Origin of the sequence: Arthrobacter sp. Soil736, from assembly GCF_001428005.1 — a bacterium.
Taxonomy (GTDB): Bacteria; Actinomycetota; Actinomycetes; order Actinomycetales; family Micrococcaceae; genus Arthrobacter.
The window spans coordinates 144,909-166,909 of sequence record NZ_LMSB01000073.1 but is presented as its reverse complement, the minus strand read 5'-3'; the positions used below and the strand labels follow the sequence as shown (position 1 = coordinate 166,909).

Genomic DNA, 22,001 nt, shown 5'->3' with positions numbered 1-22,001 from the left:
GGCTCTTCGCGGTTCGTGGGGAAATTGATTCCCGGATGAGTGTCATGCCGCCGTCCGGACGGCACTGGTCATGAGAATAACCGATTTGTAATTGCCTGCGTTCCGGTAGCCGCGTGCGGTGCGCTTAATTTGCTTGATCCCGGTGTTGTTCGCCTCTACCTTTGCGGTTGTGGCGCCGGTGACGATGAGGACTTCGATCTCTTTCCACCATCTGCAAACGGTGCGGTAGAGCTTGTTCGTCTCCGGCCGGCCTGCAGCCTCGACCAAGGCCTTGAGCTCATCTTTGGCAGCGGCGGCATCAGCGAGGGATGCTGTGCGGAGAAGTACCCGCAGCTGTTCTTTGACCTTCCACACTGCCTGCAGCCTGCCGGTCGGGTCATCGGCGGCGAAGACCTCCGCCAGGCGGTGTGATGCATTGCCGGTGAGTGTGTCGCCTGCCCGCAGGAGCAGCATCCGATGTGCCCAGGCCTTGTCGACGGCCCGACCACGCCGGCCCTTGACCTGCTGGGAGAGGTTCTGCCGGGCCTCGGTCATGGCCTGGTTGCCGAGGGAGACGAGATGGAAATGATCGACCGCGACAGCCGTGCGCGGAAGCCACATCCTCAGGGCCTTTCTGAACGCGGCGGACGGATCGATAGCGACCACCTGCACGGCCAGCCGCCACTCCAGCGGGCGGGCGAAGAGCCAGTCTCCGACGCCCGTGTGGTCCCGGCCGTCGACCACGCCCAGGACCTGCCCGGTGTCCAGGTCCACGATCGTTGTCATCCAGGGCTCGTACCGGGTCCACGACCCGGACTCCGGATTGCGGAAATAGCGCACCGACCGGAACCGGTGCTCGTCGATGCCCAGCATCCGCGGGCTGAGCTGATCCACGTCAGGCAGGTTCAGGACACAGGCTTCGTTCACCGCGGCGCGGACCATCCACCAGGACACCGTGAACGCGGAGGCAGTCTCGGAGACGGCCCGGCCGGAACGAATGACCGCCTCGACGAGATGGTCCCGAAGCCGTCCGGTGGAACGGGCGTGCCGCGGGACCTGCGCAGTGGATTCAAAGAAGGACAACCGCGGGCAGGCAGCCTCCTCGCAGTACCAGCGGTACTTGGACCAGAGAACCTCAACGGCACCGGCGACAGGGATGTCCCGGATCCGCTGGAAGCGCCGTTCCTTCCGTCGGGATGCCACGACACCACAGGTGGGACAGCCTGGTGGCTGGTCGGTTTCGACAATGACCTGGCGCGGGCCATCGGTTGGCATGCTGACGGAGATGACGCGATAGTCGGGCAGGTTAAAGATGCTGGTGGCAGCGTCGACCGCCACCCCGGTAGGCTCATTCAAGGCTCGTGGTCCTGTTCCAGGTTGAATGCTTAGACACACTCATCCCAGCAGGGCCACGGGCCCTTTTTTCAGCTACGACACGGAATCATTTCCCCACGAACCACGAAGAGCCCGTTCCAGGTTGAATGCTTAGACACACTCATCCCAGCAGGGCCACGGGCCCTTTTTTCAGCTACGACACGGAATCATTTCCCCACGAACCACGAAGAGCCGCCAAACGGCCATCACGCCAAAGCCTGGGACATCAAACGCTGGCGCTACCGGCTCTTCACGACCGCCGGGAAAATCATCACCCGCGCCCGCCGCAACCAGCTCTTGCTCCCGGAATCAGCGCCCGAGAAAAACCTCATGAAACTGCTCCTGGAGAACACCGGGCGCCTCAGACATGTCCTGCACCCAGCCGCAGGGTGAGCGGCCACTCATCCTGTCCCGACAAGAAGCCCCATCACCGGAAGTGGAACCGGCGCCAACCCCAAAGCGAACCCGCGGGCCACACCACACTGCCCGAAAACAGAAAACAACCGCCGATCAACCTGACGGCACGAATCAACAACCATCACCGACGGTCATGAAAAATCGAGGTTAGGTCCTGAGCAACTTTGACAGGTAGCTTTCACCCACCACCGGGATCCCGTAGCTACGCGCCTTCTTGGCTTTGCCCGACAGGCTGTCAGGGTCGGCGGCGACCAACAGTTTCACCGCTTTGGTGATCGCCGGATGTGGAACAAACCCAGCCGCTCGGAGGTCCGTCTCAATGTCGCTACGATCCCGCGACATCTCGCCGGTAAGCACGACTTTGTCCCCGGCCGCGACCACCAGCGACTGGACTACGGCACCAGTTTCCGCATCTTGTCCCGCGACAGGAGCCACGAGCCCGCGCGTTATGGATTCCTGGCTGATGTCGAGCAGGTCCCCGACAATGCGGAGGTCAGCTTCCTCTTCGGCAGTGACCACTCCGTCGTCCCAAGCTGCGGCCAGCATGGAAATCATGTACTTGATGTGGAGTTCTTCTGCAGTGCTTCGGCTGATCCCCAGGGAATCAGCGAGGGTCACAAGCCCATCTGCCTCGGACACTGAGATCTGACGGTCCATGAGGGCGCGGTCAAGCATTGCCAGATAGGCGTTGTGCTCGTCCGGACCGGCGACTTCAGGCAGGCGGTTCACCAGCCGTTCAAGAAAGTGCGGCTGCGGCTCTTCCGCCGGTCGTCGGAGGGCCGGCGGCAGCCGCTTCGGAGTCACACTCGGCCAGGAGGCGAAGTAGGCCCGGTCGAGGGAACTGAACCACTCTGGATTTTCCGCATCCATCCGGATGTAGTTGCTCAGAACGTGGGCTGTCGCCTCCGCGTCGTCTCCCGCACAGTGAGCATTTTCCAGACTGACCCCGAAACTGTCGCAGCAGTCCTTCAGCGAGCGGCCTGCTCCGGGCAGGTAGCGACTAGCCAGCTTCATCGTGCACAGGCATTCGTGGACTTCGAACGGCAACGCCAGGCCGGCACGGCCCAATTCGTGTGAAACAAAGCGGTAGTCGAAGTGGACGTTGTGTGCCACGAGCACTCGGCCCGACAAGAGGTCCATCACGTCATGGGCAATGTCCGCGAAAACGGGCGCGTGCAGGATGTCTGCCGCTCGGATGCCATGGATGTGCTGGGGGCCCAAGTCCCGCTGTGGATTCACGAGCGTCTCCCAGCGGTTGCTGACAGTGCCGTCCGGTTCCACATGCACGACCGCAATTTCGGCAATTCGGTGGCTTACCGGAAAGAGCCCGGTCGTCTCAACGTCGACGACGGCAAATCCTGCATTCATTTGTTCCCCCGCGGTTCAGATTCACTATTCAATTGCCGCAAATTCATGGTCGCTTTCCATTGCCCGGCAGGCCTCGGCTGGTTGCCTTCACGCTGCTCGAGCCATCGGACTCCACAACGCGATAGGCAGAAGGCTTGGCCTCATATCGAAGGGGCTCGCCATCAAATTTCTGCCCCTCAAGTGGTGTTTCAATCTGCCGGCCCGAGGTCCTGCAGGCTTCCAGCTGACCCGGCGTTTGGTGGGAATAGATGCGCCCCGCCAGCAAATTGAGCCGCGCCTTTGCATGGCATTCGGAACAGACGACGGCCGCAGAATTTGGGTTTCTCATCGGCGGCGCCTCACTTTCTCACTGGCGGTCAAGCTTTAGGAAAGTGACCAGAGACTCGAAAGTCTGGCCACCAACTTCTGCTGGCGCTCTTCGAGTACCGCGGGAGTCCACGCCGGTGTCCCGTTGACCTGAATCGTCAAGGTGAAGGGGGCAGAGCCGTTTGGACCGGAGAAATATCGCGACTTCTTGTGCTCGAAGTCGCGGTTGGACGCCTCAGCGTTCTTCCGCCGATTCAACAGGACGAGGTTGCCCAGCCGATGCGTCCACTCCGCGCGTTGCTCGTCAGTGAAAGCACCCATCCATTCGGAAGACTCTTTCGGGTTTTGAGGCAATACGTGTTCCACGGTGATTATCGGGTGATCGTACGTGACACCCGATGTGCCAGCCAGCGTCTCGTCCAGCCTGAGTAGCACGTACTTCACAACCCTTTTGGCCTCGTAAATTGGCCCGGACAGGCCGTCCAGGACGCTCTGACGCTCGAGTCTGTCCAGTTCGAGGCTGGGTGCATCCAAGCCGAATCCTGCATCCAATTCCTTGAGCAAGTTCGCATAGCGTTGGGCACGTGGAGTCTGATACTCCCGCCGAATGAGCATGGTCGCCGCAAGCCGCTCAAGCTTTCGCAGGAACGCGTCCAGCCAGTCTTCATCGTCTCCGTGGTGCCTCAGAGCCCAAAGCACCGGCGGAACCCAGTCTTGGTTGTCGAGCTGACCGAACCTTACCAGCCACTTGTTGATCCGGTCGGCAGACCCAGAGGATTGGTAGCTTCGATCGATTACGGTTTCGTACGCCTCGGCGTACGGCAGCAAGACGTCGTCGATGAAAGACGCAGCTGTGGCATTTTGCAGATACGGGTCCAGTACTTGTTCGCGGAACTCCTTGAGAATTTCCTGCCGCCCGCGGACCTTAGTCATGATCATCCGGATGTGCTGGAACAAATCGGAAAAGCCGTCCCGGCCGAGATCCACCTCAGCCACTTCCCATTTATCAGCGTAAACGCCTCGGAAGTTCTCAGGGACACGGCCGATGAGCTCAGCCTTAAAAATATCGGCGGCAGAAAGATCAAGCCCCCTAGCGTTCATCACGCTAAAGATGCGGTGAGCGCTGTCCAAGTCTTCGGTAGAGACCATGACTAGGAACGTTCGCAGCGTGAGCATCATGATTAGGGTCATACGCTGTTCTTCGGACAGAATCGCCAGCTCATCGTGGAGGAGCTTCGCGTTGTCACGGATGGACTTCTGGGCATCCGTCTTGAGCTGGACATCCGAAACATCGAACAGCTCTTGGAGTTTTCCTTGCTCCTGGATGTAGACAGTGAAGAAAGCGCGGTCGCGGGCCCGGAGGTGAAGCCTTGGGTTGCTTGCGATGCCCGACGTGATCTTGCCCGGCTCCACGATGTACTCATGCATTTCCGACCGAACCTGGGGATTTTCACTCAGCTCACGGAGGACAGCGAGGAGGATAGTAAGAGTCGTAAGCCGTTGCTGCCCATCGATGACGTCCGCCTTCGGATTACCTTCCTCCTTGACGAGGACCAACGATCCTAAGAAATAGGGCTCTTCAGGATTGCGCCGCTGGGCCTCCATGATATCGGACAGCAGTTGACTGGTCTGTTCGCCGCCCCAAGCGTACGGCCGTTGATAATCCGGAATCGAGAACTCGAACTGGGGACTAAATATCTGATTCAGCGGCTGCTCTGCTGCATGAATCTTGCTCTTAACTGTCTTCTCAGCCATGACTATTACTCAGCGATCTCTAGGGCGGGCAACGCTGCGACGATCTTGTTGGTCTCCACCGACACTGTGACGATGCGTTTGATGAGATCCAGAATGTAGCGGGGGTTGCCGACTTCGCGGCAATAGTCGTTGGGGTCGTTGGTAATCTGGGATTCCTTGTGGGTGGTCACCTGATACCGATCGATTATCCACTCCAGCGCCGATTTGCCGTTGACCTGATAGTTGAACGATTCGTCGGGGATTCCGGCCAGAGTGATCCGCGTGTTGTAGATGATCCGCGAGCGGTCCTTGCGGGCGCCGAACGACAGCTTGTTCACCCGGTAGAAGTCAAACTCTTCGTCAGAGACTCCAGCGATCGAACCTGACGAGATCTCTTCCAGCGGAAACGGCTCGACCGTCTCGTAGTTCAGGTGCAGCTCGGCGAGCCGTCGGCCGGCTTGGCTGAAGCCCCAGAAGTCCTTGACCTTTGGGATGCGCGGCAGCATTTTCATCAGGTCCGCCTTGTACTGCTCCTTGTACTTCGGGGTGTGCAGCAGACCATAGATGTAGTAGAAGATGTCTTCCTTGCCCAGCTCCGGATCCTCATAGAAGCCGCGGTAGGTGTTCAGCGTTAGGTCCGTGATGTTGTCCTTCCGCCGGTACCCATCGACGGCGTCGGGATCGGCCTCCGCAAACAGGTCGCCCTGGGTGTCGGTAGAGACCGACTCGTACGTGTAGAGACTGAAGCATTGCGCGTCTCCCACGATGTGTAAGTCCGGGAGCGCGTCGAGGACCAATGAGCTGGCATCCTTACCATTCGTCGCCGATGTAACAATTGCCAAATTCGAGTGTGCTGGTGTGGGAAACATCTTTGGGAGCTGGTTCACACGGTGGTTGAATATCGGATCGAAATACACGTTCTGCTTGCAGAACGGTCGATATGCGGCCCGTACGATCTTTTCAGTGGAGAAAGCGACGAGCTTTTGCTGTTTGAAGGATGATTCCAAGCTTGAAGACCATGCAATTCTCGTCTTGTCCATTTCCCTACTGTTCGTGCCCTCCTTTGATGACCGGCCTATTTCAAAATTGTATACACCGATCGTGCGTTCCATATTGTTGGCGACGGCGCCGCGCCCAAAGTTATAGCACCAAGCGTCTCGATTCGTTCCCAACCCAAGTGAGTAATTTTCAAAGACACCGGGGGTGGTCGTTTTGCCCTTGGTGGCCTTGTCGCCCATCGGCTGGAAGGCCTCGAAGTTTTCATCTCGGTGATTGAGCCAGTCACCGTGTTCGTTCGGGAATATTTGGCCCCAGTCGGTACCCTCCAAAGACTGCTCGATGGAGAGGATGTCCAGCTTCTGTTCGCGCGTGAGGTAGTCGCCGATATCCCGATACTGAATGTCTGCTGGGCCGCTGCGGGCCGAATTCTTGATCAGGATGGCAATGGCCACCTGAGTACGGGAGCCACTGCCAAAGATTTTTCCGCCCTCTCTGCGGGACGTTTCGCCGGATGTTCGCTGGTTGCCGCGCAGGTTGTAGACGAAAATGCGGCTGAACTCATTCGCGAAGGCCTTGCGGATGCCGTCCATTGAATTTGCGTCAAGGAAGCTGCCGTTGGAGACGAAGGCAATGACGCCGTCGTCATTGATCCTGTTGGAGGCCCATCGGATGCCTCGGATATAGGAATCCATGAGGTTCTTGGTTGATGTGGCTGATGACGCTTTGGCGTACGTGGCAGAAATGGAGGCGTCCAAGACCGGGTATGCCTGGTTCTGGTTGTTATCGTTCGCGCTGGTCTGGCCAGCCGAGTACGGCGGGTTCATGACAATGACGCGTATGTCCTGGTTCTTTTGCCGCTGAACGCGCTCGGAGTTCTCCGGGAAGACCACGGAGTCGAAGGCGCCGTCGGACTCGTTGAGCTGAAAGGTATCCGTCAAGGCGATGCCGTCGAAGGGGACATAGCCATGATCGACGCCGTTCTTCTTCGATTCCTCTGCGAAGACGGTTTCGATGTTGATAGCCGCGATGTAGTAGCTGAGCAGCACAATCTCGTTGGCGAAGAGTTCCTGGGTGTACTTCCGGTACAGATCCTCCGGCTTGATCAACCCCGACTGCAGCAGCCGGGTGACAAAAGTGCCAGTGCCGACGAAGGGTTCCAAGATGGAGACCCCCTCATCCGAGAGCGACTTGCCGAACTCCAGCCGCAGCGCGGCATCCGCGGAGCGGAGTATATAGTCCACGACCGGGACAGGGGTGAAGACGATGCCGAGACGGTCCGCTACGCGTGGGAAGGCGTTGCGGAAGAAGTTGTCGTAGAGCTCCAGGATGATCTTCTGTTTGGCCGCGGCGTTGTCGATGGATTTCACACGGGCCCGGACGGAGTCGTAGAACTTCTCTAGGCCGGCACGTTCCTTTTCGAACGCGGAGTGGTCATCGAGCTGGTTGAGGATGTTCTGCATCGCCAGTGAGACGGGGTTGTGTTCGGTGAAGTTGGAGTCGGTGAACATGGCGTCGAACACGGGCTTGGTCACCAGGTGCTGAGCGAGCATTTCCACGGCCTGGGCTTGATCGATGTCCGGGTTCAGGTTTTCCTGCAGGCCCTGGATGAAGTCATCGAAGGCTTTGCGGTGGCCGGTATCGGCCTGTTCGAGCAGGTTGTTGATCAGCACGATGTGTTTGTTGGCGATGTCCGCGATGTCCTTGGACCAGTCTTCCCAGTACATTCGGTTGCCGCACTTGTCCACGATCTTTGCGTAGACGGCGTCCTTCCAATCCGCCACCGGGAACTGCAGAGTGCCTTGCTCCCACTCCTTGTCCTCGGGGTCGACGTGCTCCGGGTCGCCGATGCCGGGTCCTTTCTTTTTCTTGGGCATCAGGTCTACCGTCTCGATCACGATCGACTCCGGCGCGTTGTGGTTCAGCTCGATCTGGTTGATCGAGGCATCCATTCGCTCGTCGTGGGCGCGTAGGGCCTGGAGGACCTGCCAGACCACCTTGTAGCGGGTGTTGTCCTTGAGCGCCTCGGAAGTAGACATGCCCTCGGGGATGGCGATCGGCAGCACGATGTACCCGAACTGTTTCCCCTTGGCGACGCGCATCACGCGTCCGACAGCCTGGATCACGTCCACCATGGAGTTGCGGGGGTTGAGGAAAAGCACCGCGTCCAGCGAGGGAACGTCCACGCCTTCGGTCAGGCAGCGCGCGTTGGTGAGGATCCGGCAGGTGGGCTGGCCGCCGTCGTGGTTGAAGTCCTCCTTGAGCCAGTCAAGGCGCTCTGCGCGGGCAACGGCGTTGAAGCCGCCGTCGATGTGTCTGACCTGGACCTTGAGGTCGTCGGTGGGGTCGTCGTTATCCAGATTGGTCAGGTGCACGCGGACGAGGTCCTCGAACTCGGACTCGACGAGCTTGGAAGACTTGATGTCGCGGTTGAAGGCGACCGCCCGCTTCATCGGGGCGAGGTCATTTCCGAAGGAGACCTCGTGGACTCCGGACCGGCGCTTGGCGAGTCCGTTCCAGCAGCCGATCAGCTTGGCGACGTCGTCAATGTTCAGTTCCATGTTGGAGTCGGCGAGCTGGTCCTGGAAAGAGGAAACTACTTGGGTTTCCTCGACGCCGAGGACCAAGACTTTGTAGTCGGCAAGGAGCTTCTTGGTGACGGCTTCGCCGAAGCCGATCCGATAGAACACCGGACCATACAAGGTCTCATCATCCATGGAACACAGGATGGCATCCTTCTCCATCGCCGCGTTCTTCGTGTCGTCGTTGAACAGGCGCGGGGTGGCCGTCATATAGAGCCGCTTGCCGCCGGCGATGACGTCGTTGCGGTGGACTTTAACGAAGTGAGATTCCTCGGTGCCGGACAGGGTGGCGCCGGTGGTGCGGTGGGCCTCGTCGCAGATGATGAGATCGAAGTCAGGCAGGCCGGCCTGCTGAGCCTGGGCGACGGCGTCGATGGACTGATAGGTCGAGAAGACCACCGTCATTCCCTCGTCCAGTTCCTTCTTACCCATTGCCTCGACGAGTGTTTTGCCGTCTGTGGTGGCCGGGATCTGGAGGTCATGGATAGCGACGTCGGTCAAGTCCGAGTTCTTCTGCCGGCCGACCTTCACATCGGAGCAGACAGCGTAGGCGTGCATGGGCTGCTCAGTCTCGTCCGACCATTCCTTGAGAGACTGGGACATCAGAGCCAAGGACGGGACCAGAAAGAGGATCCGGGCGTGGCCCTCCATCTCAGCGAAACGCTCTGCAACCTTGAGTGCGGTGAAAGTCTTGCCCGTGCCGCAGGCCATGATCAGTTTGCCGCGGTTGTTATCGATGAAGCCCTTCATCGTGGCGGCGACGGCATCATGCTGGTGCGGGCGAAGTTGCTTCTTCTCGTGCAGCTTGGGAGCCGTGGAGGGGTCAGTGAGTTCGTAGGTGGACCAGTCGATGTTGGAATGGCGAAAATCCGAAAGTCCGATGCGCTGGACCGGAATGTGCTGACTGTCCAGCATCTCCTCGGCGTTCTGGGTCCATTTCGACGTCGTGGACACGATGAGCCGATGAGTGAAGGGCTCTTTACCCGAAGCTGAGATGAACGAGTCAATGTCATGCTTCTGCATTGTGTGGGTCTCGGCATAGAACTTGCACTGAATCGCCGTGACCCCCCCGTCTGCGCGCTCAGCCACGAGATCGATGCCCGTGTCCGGCTTGCCGTTCCGGCCCGGCCAATCGCGCCACAACCAGACGTTCGTGTACTGAGGCGCTTGGACGCCGTCGTGCTCCAGATACTGCTCGATCAACTGTTCAAAGTAGCTGCCCTTCATCCGTTCTGAATCCGCAAGATCGCGGTAGGAGTCAAGGAGTTGATCAAAAGTCGTAGACACAAAAGCCCCCATCGGCAATGACGCAATAGAAAACCGGCCCAGACCGGTACGTCAGATCATATGGCAACAGTCAGGCTGGGCACGCTATTGGAGCCGCCACTTGTGTGCTGAGCGACACGCAATTCCCCGTCAGCTCAGCAAGGTGAAGTCTATTGCGCCACGGCAGCCGCCGTCGCGAACACATCCGCCGGCATCGGCCGGTGCAGTTTCCAGGTAATGGCGATCGGCTTCTCGCCGACATGCTGCACGTAGTCCACCTGCCCCAAGCACGTGTACGGAACCGTCAGACCGGTCTCGTCGTCCGAGGTGTCTCTGGTGAAGATCACGATCTTCGAGCCGTGCGAAGCCCGGTCCAGGTACCGCCTCCCGGTCGGACTTCCGGTCGCCGTAGCGTTCTGCGATTCCCAGTGAAAGAGCTCCGGACTGATCGCGTAGTCCCTGTACATCGTTGTCGCCGAGTGCTTCTTGTCGTCCTTGTTGAGGGTGACGAAGAAGGCGTCCGTAGAAGTTGTCGGGCACCACGCCACGCCCTCGCGGTGCTGCACGTTCTTGCCGAGCTCCTTCGATCCATACTGCAATGCGGCCAGGACCTCTTCACGCCGGTACGTCGCGTGCGAGAGCAGCGGAACGTTTTGCAACCCCGCGCCGAGACCTTTGGCCGCATGTTTGGACGCGGCTACTCCCAGCTTTACGAGCTGGCGGATCTCACTGCAGACGAACTGATAGCCGCGCAGATAGTCCAATCCGGCGTCGTACGACTGGAAACCGCCGCCGTCGTCCCACAGCGTGTAGAACAACATCCGGGCGAACGTCTGTTCGCGCATGCCGAGCTCCGCGTAGCGGGGTACATCGGGGCCGACCAGCATCGAGTACGCCTCGGCACGTTCCGGATCGTCCACATGGATGAGCGCAGCCATGCGGCCGAGGAGCTTCTTCTCGTCGGCATCGGAGTGCTCCTGGATCCTCCCGCTGAGGACTGCCTCCAGTGGGGAGAACCCTTCGATCAGGCCCGCCTGGCGGAGGTAGCCAGTCCATGAATCCTTGGTGGAACGGTAAATCGACTTCACGTCGCTCCCTGACCGCTCCAGATAGACCTCCAGCTCGGTCTCCGCGTACGAGGCGATATCCCGGACAAGCTGTGCCCGGTTGAACCGCAGCTGTGCCTTGATGTTGTCCAGCACCACCTTCTGCGCCACCCGGTCCAGCACCATCTGCGAGCCAGATGGCAGGTACGGGAACTCATCTTCGACAGCCTTCTCCAGCTCCTTGCGCCCATAGCCGGTCAGCGCCCGGTAGCGCAGGTCGAAGCGGAACTCTCGGCGCTGCTGGCCGATGAAGTCCATGACGGTCAGCACCGCCTTCCCCTCCGCACGGCGGAGCCCCCGCCCCAGCTGCTGAAGGAAGATTGTGGCGCTCTGCGTGGGCCGGAGCATCAGGATGGTGTCCACCTGTGGCAAGTCAAGGCCTTCGTTGAAAAGATCGACAGCGAAGATGCAGTTGATCTCCCGCCGGCGGAGGCGCTCAAGCGCTGCCGCACGGTCGGCATCGTCGGTGCTCCCGTCGACGGCAACAGAGGCGATGCCGGCGCGGTTGAACACCTCGGCCATGTAATGGGCGTGCTGGACCGAGACGCAGAAGCCGATGGCCCGCATCTGGTGGGTGCTGGTGACTTTGTCGCGGAGTTCGCGGATCACCTTGGCGGCGCGGGCGTCGTTGCCGGTGTAGAGGTTGTTCAGCTGTGTGGTGTCGTAGTTGCCGCGCTTCCATTCCAGCTGGCTCAGGTCGACGTCGTCCGAGACGCCGAAGTAGTGGAACGGCACCAGCAGGTCAGCGTCCAGGGCGTCCCACAGCCTCAGCTCGCTGGCAGTGCGGCCGTCGAAGAACTGCTTGGCGACGTCGACGCCGTCACCTCGTTCCGGCGTCGCGGTGAGCCCGAGGAGCTGCTGCGGCTGCAGATGGTCAATCAGGCGCCGGTACGTGGGTGCCATCGCGTGGTGGAACTCATCGATGACCACGACGTCGAAGAAGTCCGGTGCCAGTTGTTCGATGCCGAGGGATGACAGCGACTGGACGGAGGCGAAGATGTGCTTCCACTGCTGAGGTTTGTGCTCACCGACGTAGAGTTCGCCGAAGGCCCCGTCCTGCATGACGTCACGGTAGGTGCGCATGGCCTGTTTGAGGATTTCCTGGCGGTGGGCGACGAAGAGCAGCTTCAGATCACGGCCGGCAGCCTCGCTCAAGCGTTTGTAGTCAAGGGCCGCGATCACAGTCTTGCCCGTGCCTGTGGCAGCGACCAGGAGGTTGTGGTTGAAGCCCTTGAGACGCTCGGCTTCCAGTTCCTCGAGCATCTCCTCCTGGTGGAGGAACGGCTGGACTTCAAGGCCTGTGGCAGCATCAGGGGCGGCGGTTCGCCGACCGCCGTTGCGCTCCAGTGCGGCGTCGAGTTTTTCGCCGTCACGCTCAGGGTCATAGCTCTGGAAGGCCCGCTGCTCCCAGTAGCTGTCGAAGGTGACCTCGAATTTTTGAAGCAGCGTGGGGGTGCCGACGGAGCTGAGCCTGACGTTCCACTCGAGTCCGTCCAGGAGGGCTGCCTGGCTGAGGTTTGAGCTGCCGACGTAGGCCGTGTCGAAGCCGGAGTCCCTGCGGAACAGCCAGGCCTTGGCGTGCAGGCGGGTGGCCTGGGTTTCGTAGTTGATCTTCACTTCGGCGCCGTAACGCGTGACCAGCTCGTCGATGGCGCGGCGTTCCGTGGCACCCATGTAGGTGGTCGTGAGGACTCGGAGTTTGACGTCGCGCTCCTTGAGCTGCTCCAGCGCCGGCTGGAGCAGGCGCAGTCCCGTCCAGCGAACGAAGGCACAGAGCAGGTCCACGGTGTTGGCGGACTCGATCTCGGTTCGGAGCTCGGCCGCGAGGTTCGGATCGTCCTTGCTGTTGGTCAGGAGGGCCGAATCGCTCAGCTTGGTAGTGGGACGGCGGAGTTGGCGGCGCTTGAGTGCATCCGGACGGTGGAGGGAGTGGAGTTGCGTGGGGCCCGCGGCGATGAGGTCTGAGGTGTTCAGTTCCTGGAGGAGCCGGTTGGCCAGACCGACCCGGTCACTTGGCTTGGCTGCGGCGAGAGCCTGGCGGACGGCGTCGGCCACGTGGCGGGAGAGGATGTCCGGGGTGTCTTCGTCCTCGACATTTGCGAAGACCGGATGGAGTTCTGGCGCGGTATTCAGCAGATTGCCGAGCGCATCCGTGTTGAGTAGTTCGTACAATCCTTCGGACAGCTTCTCCGCCGCTCTTCCCCCGCTGAAATTAGTCACTGCGCCAGGCTACTAGTGATCACCGACAACAAGGGGGATTCCTCGTGTCAGCTCGCTCAGGAACTAGCTGGACGAGCCGACACAAGGAATCCGCGGTGAGGCCATTCTCAGAGAGACACAGCCTCGCCCTCGATCGCGGAGACGAGCACCGAGAGCGCGCGCCGGTCAAACTCAAAATGATCGCTCATTGAAAGTCGGTACCCCGGCAACTCGTGTTTCGCTTCGGCAACGGCTTTTTCCCGCCGTATGTCTGTGCTCCCGGTTGCGCTTCTGAACCAAAGGGGATGGCCCACAACGACTCCGACTTTCTCATCTGGCATAAGCACGACCGGGACTCCCAAGGACCCTACCGCCACGACCTCACAGCCAGGGTCGATAGACTGCGCTGCCGACTGAAGATCCTGCTTGCGATCGAACCATCTGGCGAGTTTCAGCGCGTCTCCCGCACACAAATCCAGCATGTCGAGCGCCAATCTCCAGTCGAGAACGCCATGGAGGCGTTGGTTGTCCCACGACCTCAGGCAGTCGGGGCAAGACGTAGAACACGCCACGTGGCCTTCTGCTTCGAACATGACCCGCAATGTCTCACGGGTGGAGCGCAGCAGGGCTTTGAAATTTTCCGGTTTGGCTATCTCCACGGCGTAGCCCGCCCCGTTATCCAGACTGTCGGCCAGGAACACTCTGGCTGTCGGCTCACCAGCAGTGGTCAGATGCTGAAGGCCTGCCTGCATCTCCTGCGGATCGATGTCTAGCTGCGCCTTCACCCCTGCGCGCATCACCTCTGCTAGCGACCAGAGAGCAGACATTCCTGCTGGCAGTACTCCTGCGGAGGTCGGGAGGCCACCTGTTGGCGTCTCCAGGCGTGTGAATGCTACCGTCACCGCGTCCGTGGTGCGGATTTCTCCGATTGCGCTCTTACCGATGTCGATCCCCGACGTGGGCATATCCTTCCAACCCCGCATATAGATCGTCTTGTCGACGGCGACCACAGAACCGTCGCCCTGCCGCTTAAGGTCAAAGAGGTGTCCTTTGTTGTCGTTGTACTGCAGCAACTTGCCCTGCTCATATAAACGGACATCGACACCCAGGACCTCTTCGAGCGACGTCTCCTTTTGGGCGGAAACGAATGTAGGCAGGCTTTTGGACTGTGCTCGCGAGCCGTCGATACGGTAGGGACGCGGCTTGTAAGTCGTTCTGAACCCTCGCGGTTCAAACATGGAGAACCGCACCACTTGAGAGCCACAGTTCTCGCAAGCGTCGTCGACTTTCCGGTCAATGAATGTCGTCGCGCAATCCGGACATGACACAACTTCGTGGGAAGCCCCCAGCGGGTCGGCCGGCGACCATGATCTGCCTTTCTTCTCGTAGTGGGCAAACCCTGCTGCCGTGTGAACGAGTCCGTCTCTGACAACTTCGGCGCCTGGGGCATAGTTCGTTACAGCCAGCGCAAGCGGACGGTCGGCAACAACGTTGTTGTCCAGCACTCTCCCCATGACTTCACTGTCGTAAAGATTGCGTACCCTTGTGGGAAATCCGAAGAGGGGGAGGAGACCGCCGAGCGCCAAGACCAGACTAAGCTCCTTGTCGCTTCGTTCTGGCAGCGCAATTATGCGGTCGATTTCAGCGACCAGCTCAATTCGCGCCCAACGCTCGATCTCCAGGACGTGCGTCTCTGTGAGCCTCGTGTAGCGGCTCAGCTGTCGAACGACGTGGCCTACGTCTGGATGCGTACTCAGCCAGTCAGCGACTCCGGACCGGTGTTCGGGCCAGGATTCAACGTTTCCGAACGATCCATGCAAGCTGTCGGGAGACCATCCTGGCCGCCCCGCCACCGATGAGAAGGCCCGTTTGAGGAGCTCAGATGCTGCGACGCGCTGAACGATGCGGGGACGCCCCAGGTCGAGGAACGGCTGGGGAGGAAGATCTCCTGTCATGCGGTAAGCATTGTTGAAGTAGTACTCATCGTGGGCCGAGTCGCGGCACGATGTGATGGCGAATGAAAATGCCTGCCCGGCGCGGCCGGCGCGGCCGACTCGCTGCTGGTAATTGAACCGCTGAGGCGGCATGTTGGCCATCAGAGTTGCGTTGAGCGCACCGATATCGACGCCGACTTCCATGGTCGTAGTCACACTGAGAACATCAAGCTGGCAGGTGCGTGGGTTCTCTTGAGGCGCCGGCAGCTGGATACCTTTGAACCAGCGCTGTCGCTTGCGCTGTTCGCTGGCAGGCTTGGTCTGTGCGGTCAGCTCGGCAACGGCGATTCTCCTCAGGTCCTGGCTCGCAAGCCACCCGTAGTAATCACCACCGTTTGACGGTCGTTCGCGTTGCGTCAGTGTGGTGGAGTCGCAGCCCTTGTTGGCACAGACTCCCGCAGAGCCTTGTAAATGGACAAAACCACAGCGGTCGCAAGTCCACACTTGGTCCGGTGGAGGGGCGAAGCGGATGTGGTTCGTCGATCCGTGAATCTTTAGGATCCATCCGTCATGGGTCAGGCCCTGACTCTTGAGAACGCCGTATGCCCACGCCTCGAGCGCTGCGGCGTCGACACCGTGCAGGACCGAAACACGCTTGAGGTAGTCTTTCACCGCAGTCGGGGTCTTGATCCCGTCCGACCGGGCAGCAAAGGAACCTTCGTAGTTGAGGTCTAGGCCCAGCAGGCGCACGCAGCTTGCGACGACCTCGCTCGCAAGATCGTCGCCGAGACCGCTTCCGGACCCTGAAACGTCCGCTCGAATCCAGGCCAGCCCCGTCGATTCAACGTCGCGCCGGCCGGAGTCGAACACTTGTCGAGCCAACTCCATATCCAGCATGTTGCCGAGCTTCTCCTGCGCGACAGCTGAGGAGGCGGCATCCGCCTTTGTCCAAAGTCCTTGTTCCGGCGGCGCGTAGAAGGAGTACCAAGGCTCCTTGTTGAATTTTTGCGCAAAGGGAGACGGGCCACCCGGGCTTATCCCCAAGTCGACCATCTGCGTTTCGATCCGAACTCGGAGGTCGGTCCATGCGATGGACTCGGATCCTGCTGAGTCCAGCTCTGACAACACCTCGTGGTCAGCAGGGGTGGCGACGCCGGCCGTTTCACGCATGACGGCCATGAGCGCCCCGGGATTGGTCTGCAATATGTGTTGTGCCTGAGCGAGTTCAGCAGGCTTCAGACCTGATGGGTCTGAGGTGAATCGTCGAAGGATGTCCGCAGTGTCAGTGTCCGCTGCGTCAGAGAGGCCCTTCCGGAGCATTTGAACCAGGATGTCGCTGTACTGACGGGTGGCCAACGAAGCGGCCGTCCTCGCCGCGGAATCCCGATTGTCCGTGAACACTATGGTTCGGTAATCCTCCGGCCGCTCACCGAGTGTGCGGGGAAGCTGACGGAGGTACACAGAAGTCGTCTGAGCCGGCGACGTCGCGTGACCTTGCAGGGGAGAGGCAACTTGGCCCTGAATAAATTCTGCCGTCTGGCGCCCTTGTTGTCCGCATTGTGGACATTTGCCAGGGATGGCGGGGGTGGCACTTGCGTCGCCCTTGCCGCTGATTTGAAGCACCCAGCCATTTGCTCCCTCCGGAACACCTACTTCGACGCGTCCGCTGGTGTCCAACCGTGCCCGGATCCATGCAACATCGAATGTCTGATTTGACCATTTGCTGCCGGCACCCACCGGTGCCTGGTCGCCGACCGTTGGCCAAAACCAACGATAAATTCCCCGGTTGCGCCGGGTAACCAATCCAGGTGCGTCCGACAAGATGCCGGCCGGCGTGGCACTCAGGCTCTCCGTTCCGTCGCTGAATGGCAAGACGTAGCCGCCCAGGCTGGTGTCGCCGCACTCGCCGCAGAGGATGAGTTCCAGGACTCGGCTGCCGCAGGCGTCGCAAACTGATACGGGTTGTCCGAAGAGCTTGCCAACGTTTCGGTGCTTGTCTCGTCGATCGGACGACACCCCCGCACACAGGGCGCTGCTGCAGGCCCATAATCCGGACAATACGCGGGCAAAAATGTGGCCACGGAGGGGGATGCCAACCTGTCCGCCGAGTGCGACAGCTTGGAAGACTGCTTCAAGTGCAGTCAGTTCGTGATCATTGCTGCCGAACAACCGCTGCGAAATTGTGTGGAGGGGCTGTGCCCGATACCTGCCGTCCGACTCCTCGAAGCAAGCCGCCGCAATGGCTTCGGAGAGTTCGGCAGATCGACTCGCCAGCGTGCCCGCCGCGTGTCCCGCCAGCACCTGATCCCGACTAATCGGTAGCTGGCTCACAATTGCACGGGGCTGCCCGGCAGTGACGACAAAGCTGCTCTTGGACGCTCCGAAGAACTCCTCCAAAAAGTTCAAGCCCTGCTCGTCCGGACTTAGTGATGCGCTGGCGGCGATAATGCGCAGCTGGGGGCTATCCGGCTCGAGGCCAAGTCGACTCATTAGCCTTCTCAGAAGCAGGGCAACTTCGCTACCTGCGGAACCTCGGTATGAGTGGAGTTCGTCCACCGCCAGCGTGAACACATGGTCCGGAGACTGAGCAAGCCATTCCCGTGACTGCCGAAACAGCGGCGCCTCGAAGTCCCGCATTAGGATCGCGTTGATCATCGCGAAGTTAGAAACCATGACGTCGGGAGGGTCCTGAACCATATCCCAACGGGTCACCATTTCGTGAACCCTTGGGTCGGTAAAGAGCGATAAATCACTCTCGTCGACCGTCCCAGCAGTCACAAGGCTTTCGTACTCTGCTGTCATCTCACGAAGTTCCTGAATTACCCGAGACACTGCCCCCGATTTTGCGGACGGTGTCGGCAGTACGTTGTTTCCGGGCGTAGCACCCGTGTACCGGCCAAACCAGAGCCGCGCCTCGGGACGGGTCTCGGAAATCCTCCGGAAGGCCAGGCGGAGACGCGTTAGTTGGTCCTCCACTAGCGCGTTCGTGGGGTACAAGATAATCGCTCGGACTGCCGCCTTGCGCTTCTCGTTCTTCCGCATTGGGCTGAATGCGTCCCCAGTCCACCACGTGTTGACTGGTCCCGGCGTGCTCCATCCTTCAGACTCCTCGACCAGCCGGAGCAGGATAGGCAACAGGATCGCCTCCGTCTTGCCGGATCCAGTGCCCGAGGTGAGGACGACATTTCTCTTGCCGGCCTCACCAGCACCTCTATTCGTCAGGATGCTCATCGCTTGATGCCGGCGAACCCCCGTTGCCTCACCGGGCTTCACGAATTGCCGAAAAAAGGCATCTCCGACAACACTCCCAACCGATTCCGAGTACCCGGCAGCTACGGCTACTTCAATTAGATCGTCTGTTGTCGGATAGGGAACGACGGGTTCGACCAAGGGCTCTTGGAAAACTTGTCCTGGCGCACCGAGAAGGTCATCCCTATCCGCGGCCAGTCCATGGGACCGCAGGCGATAGTTTGTCGAGAAATACCGCGAAAATGCCTCCTTCAAGTCGTTGCTGACGCTGATCGGATTGGGGTACTGGGTCATGATGTTAGCTTTCCAATAAGCGCTTCGGCAGCGGCGGAGGGAACATTGAAGTACGTGGTCGACCGGTCCCGCTGAATTTGAGGCAAGCCGCCACCACCCATGACTGCTGCGCGCCCATATATGCCTGGAAGTTCGGCTCCGACTGGCACTGACAACGTGGCTTCCAGCGGGTCATAGGCAATAAGCGGGCGGTTCGTCTCCAGCGCCGCGAGGTGCTTTCCCAATTCGACGGTTACTATGGCCGCCACATCGCCGGCCACATCCTTGGCCGTTCGGAAGTAGTACCGCGAACTGAAACTCTGAGACACCCGGTAAAGTCCCGGCCGTTGCGCGGTCTCGATCGCGGTCCAAGAGGCGGACTGCGTGTTGAAGTACTCGTACGATTCTGTGAAGGGCATGCTGCCGCGATGCAGCCCTCCGCCCACCGCGGACAAAGGTGGCAGCGCACTGGCGAGCGCGATGGAAGCATTCGGGACCAGGTCGACGCCAAAATCCTCTGCGATCGAGGCGATCTTGTCGTTTGGGATATCAGCGATCACGTGCAGTGACTGGCGTTCAGGCGCATTGACTGAAATGGTGGCGCCTGCCGCCTCCAGCGCTTCAAGAACTTCACCTTTGAGTTGCCTATTCCAATACCCAGTCAGCATCCAGGATTTGTCGGCTAATTGACCGAAACATGTTGCTGCGGACTCCCAGCGAACGACCTCAAGGTCAGCGTTCCGCTCTAGCTCGATAATGCCTAACGATTCCAAGTCGCGAAGCAGCTGGTTCTCAAAGATTGCGCTGTCTTCGAGTTGTCTCGCGAGAGTGGAAAATTCGCGACGGGATCCAGCGCCGAGGAAGAAGAGGGCATCAATGAGTGCGCTCCAACTTGGGCAGATAGGAGAAAGCTCAGGCAACGTATTTCTTGTGCGCCGGGCTGTGACTTCGCCGGAGGATGCGGATTTCCGTACCCAGGTAGGTTGTCGTTTACTCATGCCGCATTGCGTGCAGACTCCGTACATCCAACTCGACTTCGGACGCTTTCCGTCAAAGGTCGGAAACTCGAAGCGATGGCGTCCAGTCACAATGCAGGAGTTCTCCGGAGGCCCCGCCACGACTAGCAGCTTCCCGCGTGGACGCCTTTGGCCGCTGCCAGCCCAATTCGGGCGGGACTCCACGCTGCGACGGGAGTGTGGCACCGGTGGTGCCGATAACGCCAGACCATCGAGACCAGGGACCGCTGCATCGTCATTGGGAAGACATTGCATCGGCCAAAGAGGATCCTCCAGATCGTGACACAGCGACCTGAAGCGCATGGCGAGGTCAGGGACTGGCTCCATTGAGCTCCTGAGTTTCACAGCCAAGTTCTGGAGCGTTGTCTTTCCTCGCCGCAGGGACAAAGTAAAGTCCGTACAATTTTGTGGAAGGTCATCCAGACGGACTACTGCGGGAACTGTCAGCCGTCGGTGTACAAAATGCTCCTCAGCTTGGAGTGTCTCCTCATTTCGAGTCAGCAACAGCAGATCCACGGGTTCGTCAGTCTCTGAGGCGATCATGACTTGGATCGGGCTGAGGGAACTCCAACGAGGCATATGCCCCGGGAGCTTCAGTCCGCCTGTGATCGTCATTTGCGTCGAAAGCCGCGGCTGAAATGCTGAGAGATCAGTAGCTGTCACCAGCGCGGACGCGGGTGGGCGTAAGAGGACCACATCCGTATATACGGCCCAGCCCTGGGGGACACCGCTCGTCCCCCCAGGAATCCTTGAATATCCTGGCTGGGCAGCGTCGGCTAGGATCTTCTCCACCGCCGACGTGAGTTGAGGTTCATCTTTGACCAAAACGCGCGACTGTGCTGCCGCATTTATGCGATCGGATTCGATATAGCCGGCGGAGAATGCGTCACGCGTCAGGATGACCACATTTTTCGGAAAGCGACGCCGCTCGGTCCCTGCGCCCACGGCCACCCGTAGATCACCAGCAATAGCGGACCCTGCGTCGATGCCGACAGCACGAAAATCAAATCCGGACGAACCGACTCCTAGAGCCTCCAATCTGAACTCCTTCGCCAAGTCCTGGAGCCCGTCGATGCGGCATGTTTCGCCGGGCGACGCAGCTGCGAGAATCAATCCAAATCTCATTTCAGACCGAAGCATGACACGCCCGTCCCTGAGCGTCAGAAGACAACGTCCGGGCCCCGTTCCCCCCTTCCCCTCTGCGGATGACGCTGCACCTTCCCACGTGGCGAACTCGGCAAGGGCAATTTCAACGATGCGGCTCTTCAGCTCGGATGAAGCCCACATCTTGACAAGGGCTTTGTTGGCCGATGTCCGGGCCGAGTTGATCCAAACGTCAATAGCGCCGTACATGTCGGTGTGGGAGACTGTCTGACCCGCGACGAAGCCCTGTTCCTCGAACATTTTCTTCAAGTTTCGGCGCTCGCGGGCGCGCACCAACGCTTGCGAAATTGGCAGCCCAACATATCGATGCATCAGCGCATAGGCGCTCGGCATACCCCTGTGACCGTCTTGGTCTTCGAGCCAGAGGCTCAGAGATTCCCAGTAAGCCTCACTGGATTTCGTGAAGGACGTCCGGAACCTTCCCGACTCGGCGCGAGGTACAGCCAAGAGTCCCTCGAGGTTTGAGTAGTATCCAGATTCGACAGCCCCCGTATCGCTGTTGGCGCCACCGATGCGTTCTGCGGCCAATGAAAATAGCGTCAACAGCGCAATGTGCGGCGGTGGCGGGACCTGTATGGAACTTGCCAGCGCCTTTCGCCTCCTGGACAGCCACAATGTTGTTATGCGGTCGAACTCAGCAAACGCGGCCCGGCCTGAGTCCTTCCAGCAAAGCCTCGACCGGACGGCATTCGCCAACGAATCGTCTGCATCATCGATGTTCACTCCGATGTCCTCGCAAACTTTGGCAAAGGCGTCATCGTCTTTGTCCAAGTAGACGAGCTCCCCCGCCCTATCGTCACCGAAGAATCTGTGAGCCAAAGCCGTGTTCCAGGCCTCGTAATCAGAGCCAACTACCGTTGCGACGTCATTTGCCGCCAATTCAGCCATTTCCTCGCGCCCCCCACCTACAAAGTAACTCTTTTACGCAAGGTTAGTTAGCACCCCTGACAGTTATCGTTTGGACGCGCAGAATGGACGATTACAAAGACCCGACGTTGCCTGCTCCCCACCGATAGGAGTTTTCAGCTGCTCCCAAGC

General features: G+C 59.8%; 7 protein-coding genes. All 7 read right to left on the bottom strand.

Annotated features, from left to right (window positions below):
• Positions 1 to 42 precede the first annotated feature (42 nt).
• The gene (locus tag ASG92_RS26205; RefSeq protein WP_056635754.1) at positions 43 to 1,335 is read right to left on the bottom strand and encodes an ISL3 family transposase; all 1,293 of its coding nucleotides are present in this window, start codon (positions 1,333 to 1,335) and stop codon (positions 43 to 45) included.
• Positions 1,336 to 1,917: 582 nt separating this feature from the next.
• The gene (locus ASG92_RS26200) at positions 1,918 to 3,138 is read right to left on the bottom strand and encodes an exonuclease domain-containing protein (protein WP_056635751.1); all 1,221 of its coding nucleotides are present in this window, start codon (positions 3,136 to 3,138) and stop codon (positions 1,918 to 1,920) included.
• A 363-nt stretch (positions 3,139 to 3,501) separates the two neighbouring features.
• Positions 3,502 to 5,199 (bottom strand): DUF262 domain-containing protein, encoded by a 1,698-nt coding sequence (locus ASG92_RS26195; protein WP_056635748.1) that lies wholly within the window; start codon positions 5,197 to 5,199, stop codon positions 3,502 to 3,504.
• Between the two features lie 5 nt (positions 5,200 to 5,204).
• Positions 5,205 to 10,043: a type ISP restriction/modification enzyme gene (locus ASG92_RS26190; protein WP_346763009.1), complete on the bottom strand. Its 4,839-nt coding sequence runs from the start codon at positions 10,041 to 10,043 to the stop codon at positions 5,205 to 5,207.
• A gap of 149 nt (positions 10,044 to 10,192) precedes the next feature.
• Positions 10,193 to 13,348 (bottom strand): DEAD/DEAH box helicase, encoded by a 3,156-nt coding sequence (locus tag ASG92_RS26185; protein WP_056635743.1) that lies wholly within the window; start codon positions 13,346 to 13,348, stop codon positions 10,193 to 10,195.
• Between the two features lie 107 nt (positions 13,349 to 13,455).
• On the bottom strand, positions 13,456 to 18,804 hold the full coding sequence (locus ASG92_RS26180; protein ID WP_056635740.1) for a DEAD/DEAH box helicase: 5,349 nt from the start codon (positions 18,802 to 18,804) through the stop codon (positions 13,456 to 13,458).
• Positions 18,801 to 21,851 (bottom strand): hypothetical protein, encoded by a 3,051-nt coding sequence (locus tag ASG92_RS26175; protein ID WP_056635739.1) that lies wholly within the window; start codon positions 21,849 to 21,851, stop codon positions 18,801 to 18,803. The genes ASG92_RS26180 and ASG92_RS26175 overlap by 4 nt, the downstream gene beginning before the upstream one ends.
• Between the last annotated feature and the right edge of the window lie 150 nt (positions 21,852 to 22,001).

Coding starts and splice junctions, on each gene's coding strand:
- ASG92_RS26180 (WP_056635740.1), bottom strand. CDS start 18,804: ATGACCCAGTACCCCAATCCGATCAGCGTCAGCAACGACTTGAAGGAG.
- ASG92_RS26175 (WP_056635739.1), bottom strand. CDS start 21,851: ATGGCTGAATTGGCGGCAAATGACGTCGCAACGGTAGTTGGCTCTGAT.
- ASG92_RS26195 (WP_056635748.1), bottom strand. CDS start 5,199: ATGGCTGAGAAGACAGTTAAGAGCAAGATTCATGCAGCAGAGCAGCCG.
- ASG92_RS26200 (WP_056635751.1), bottom strand. CDS start 3,138: ATGAATGCAGGATTTGCCGTCGTCGACGTTGAGACGACCGGGCTCTTT.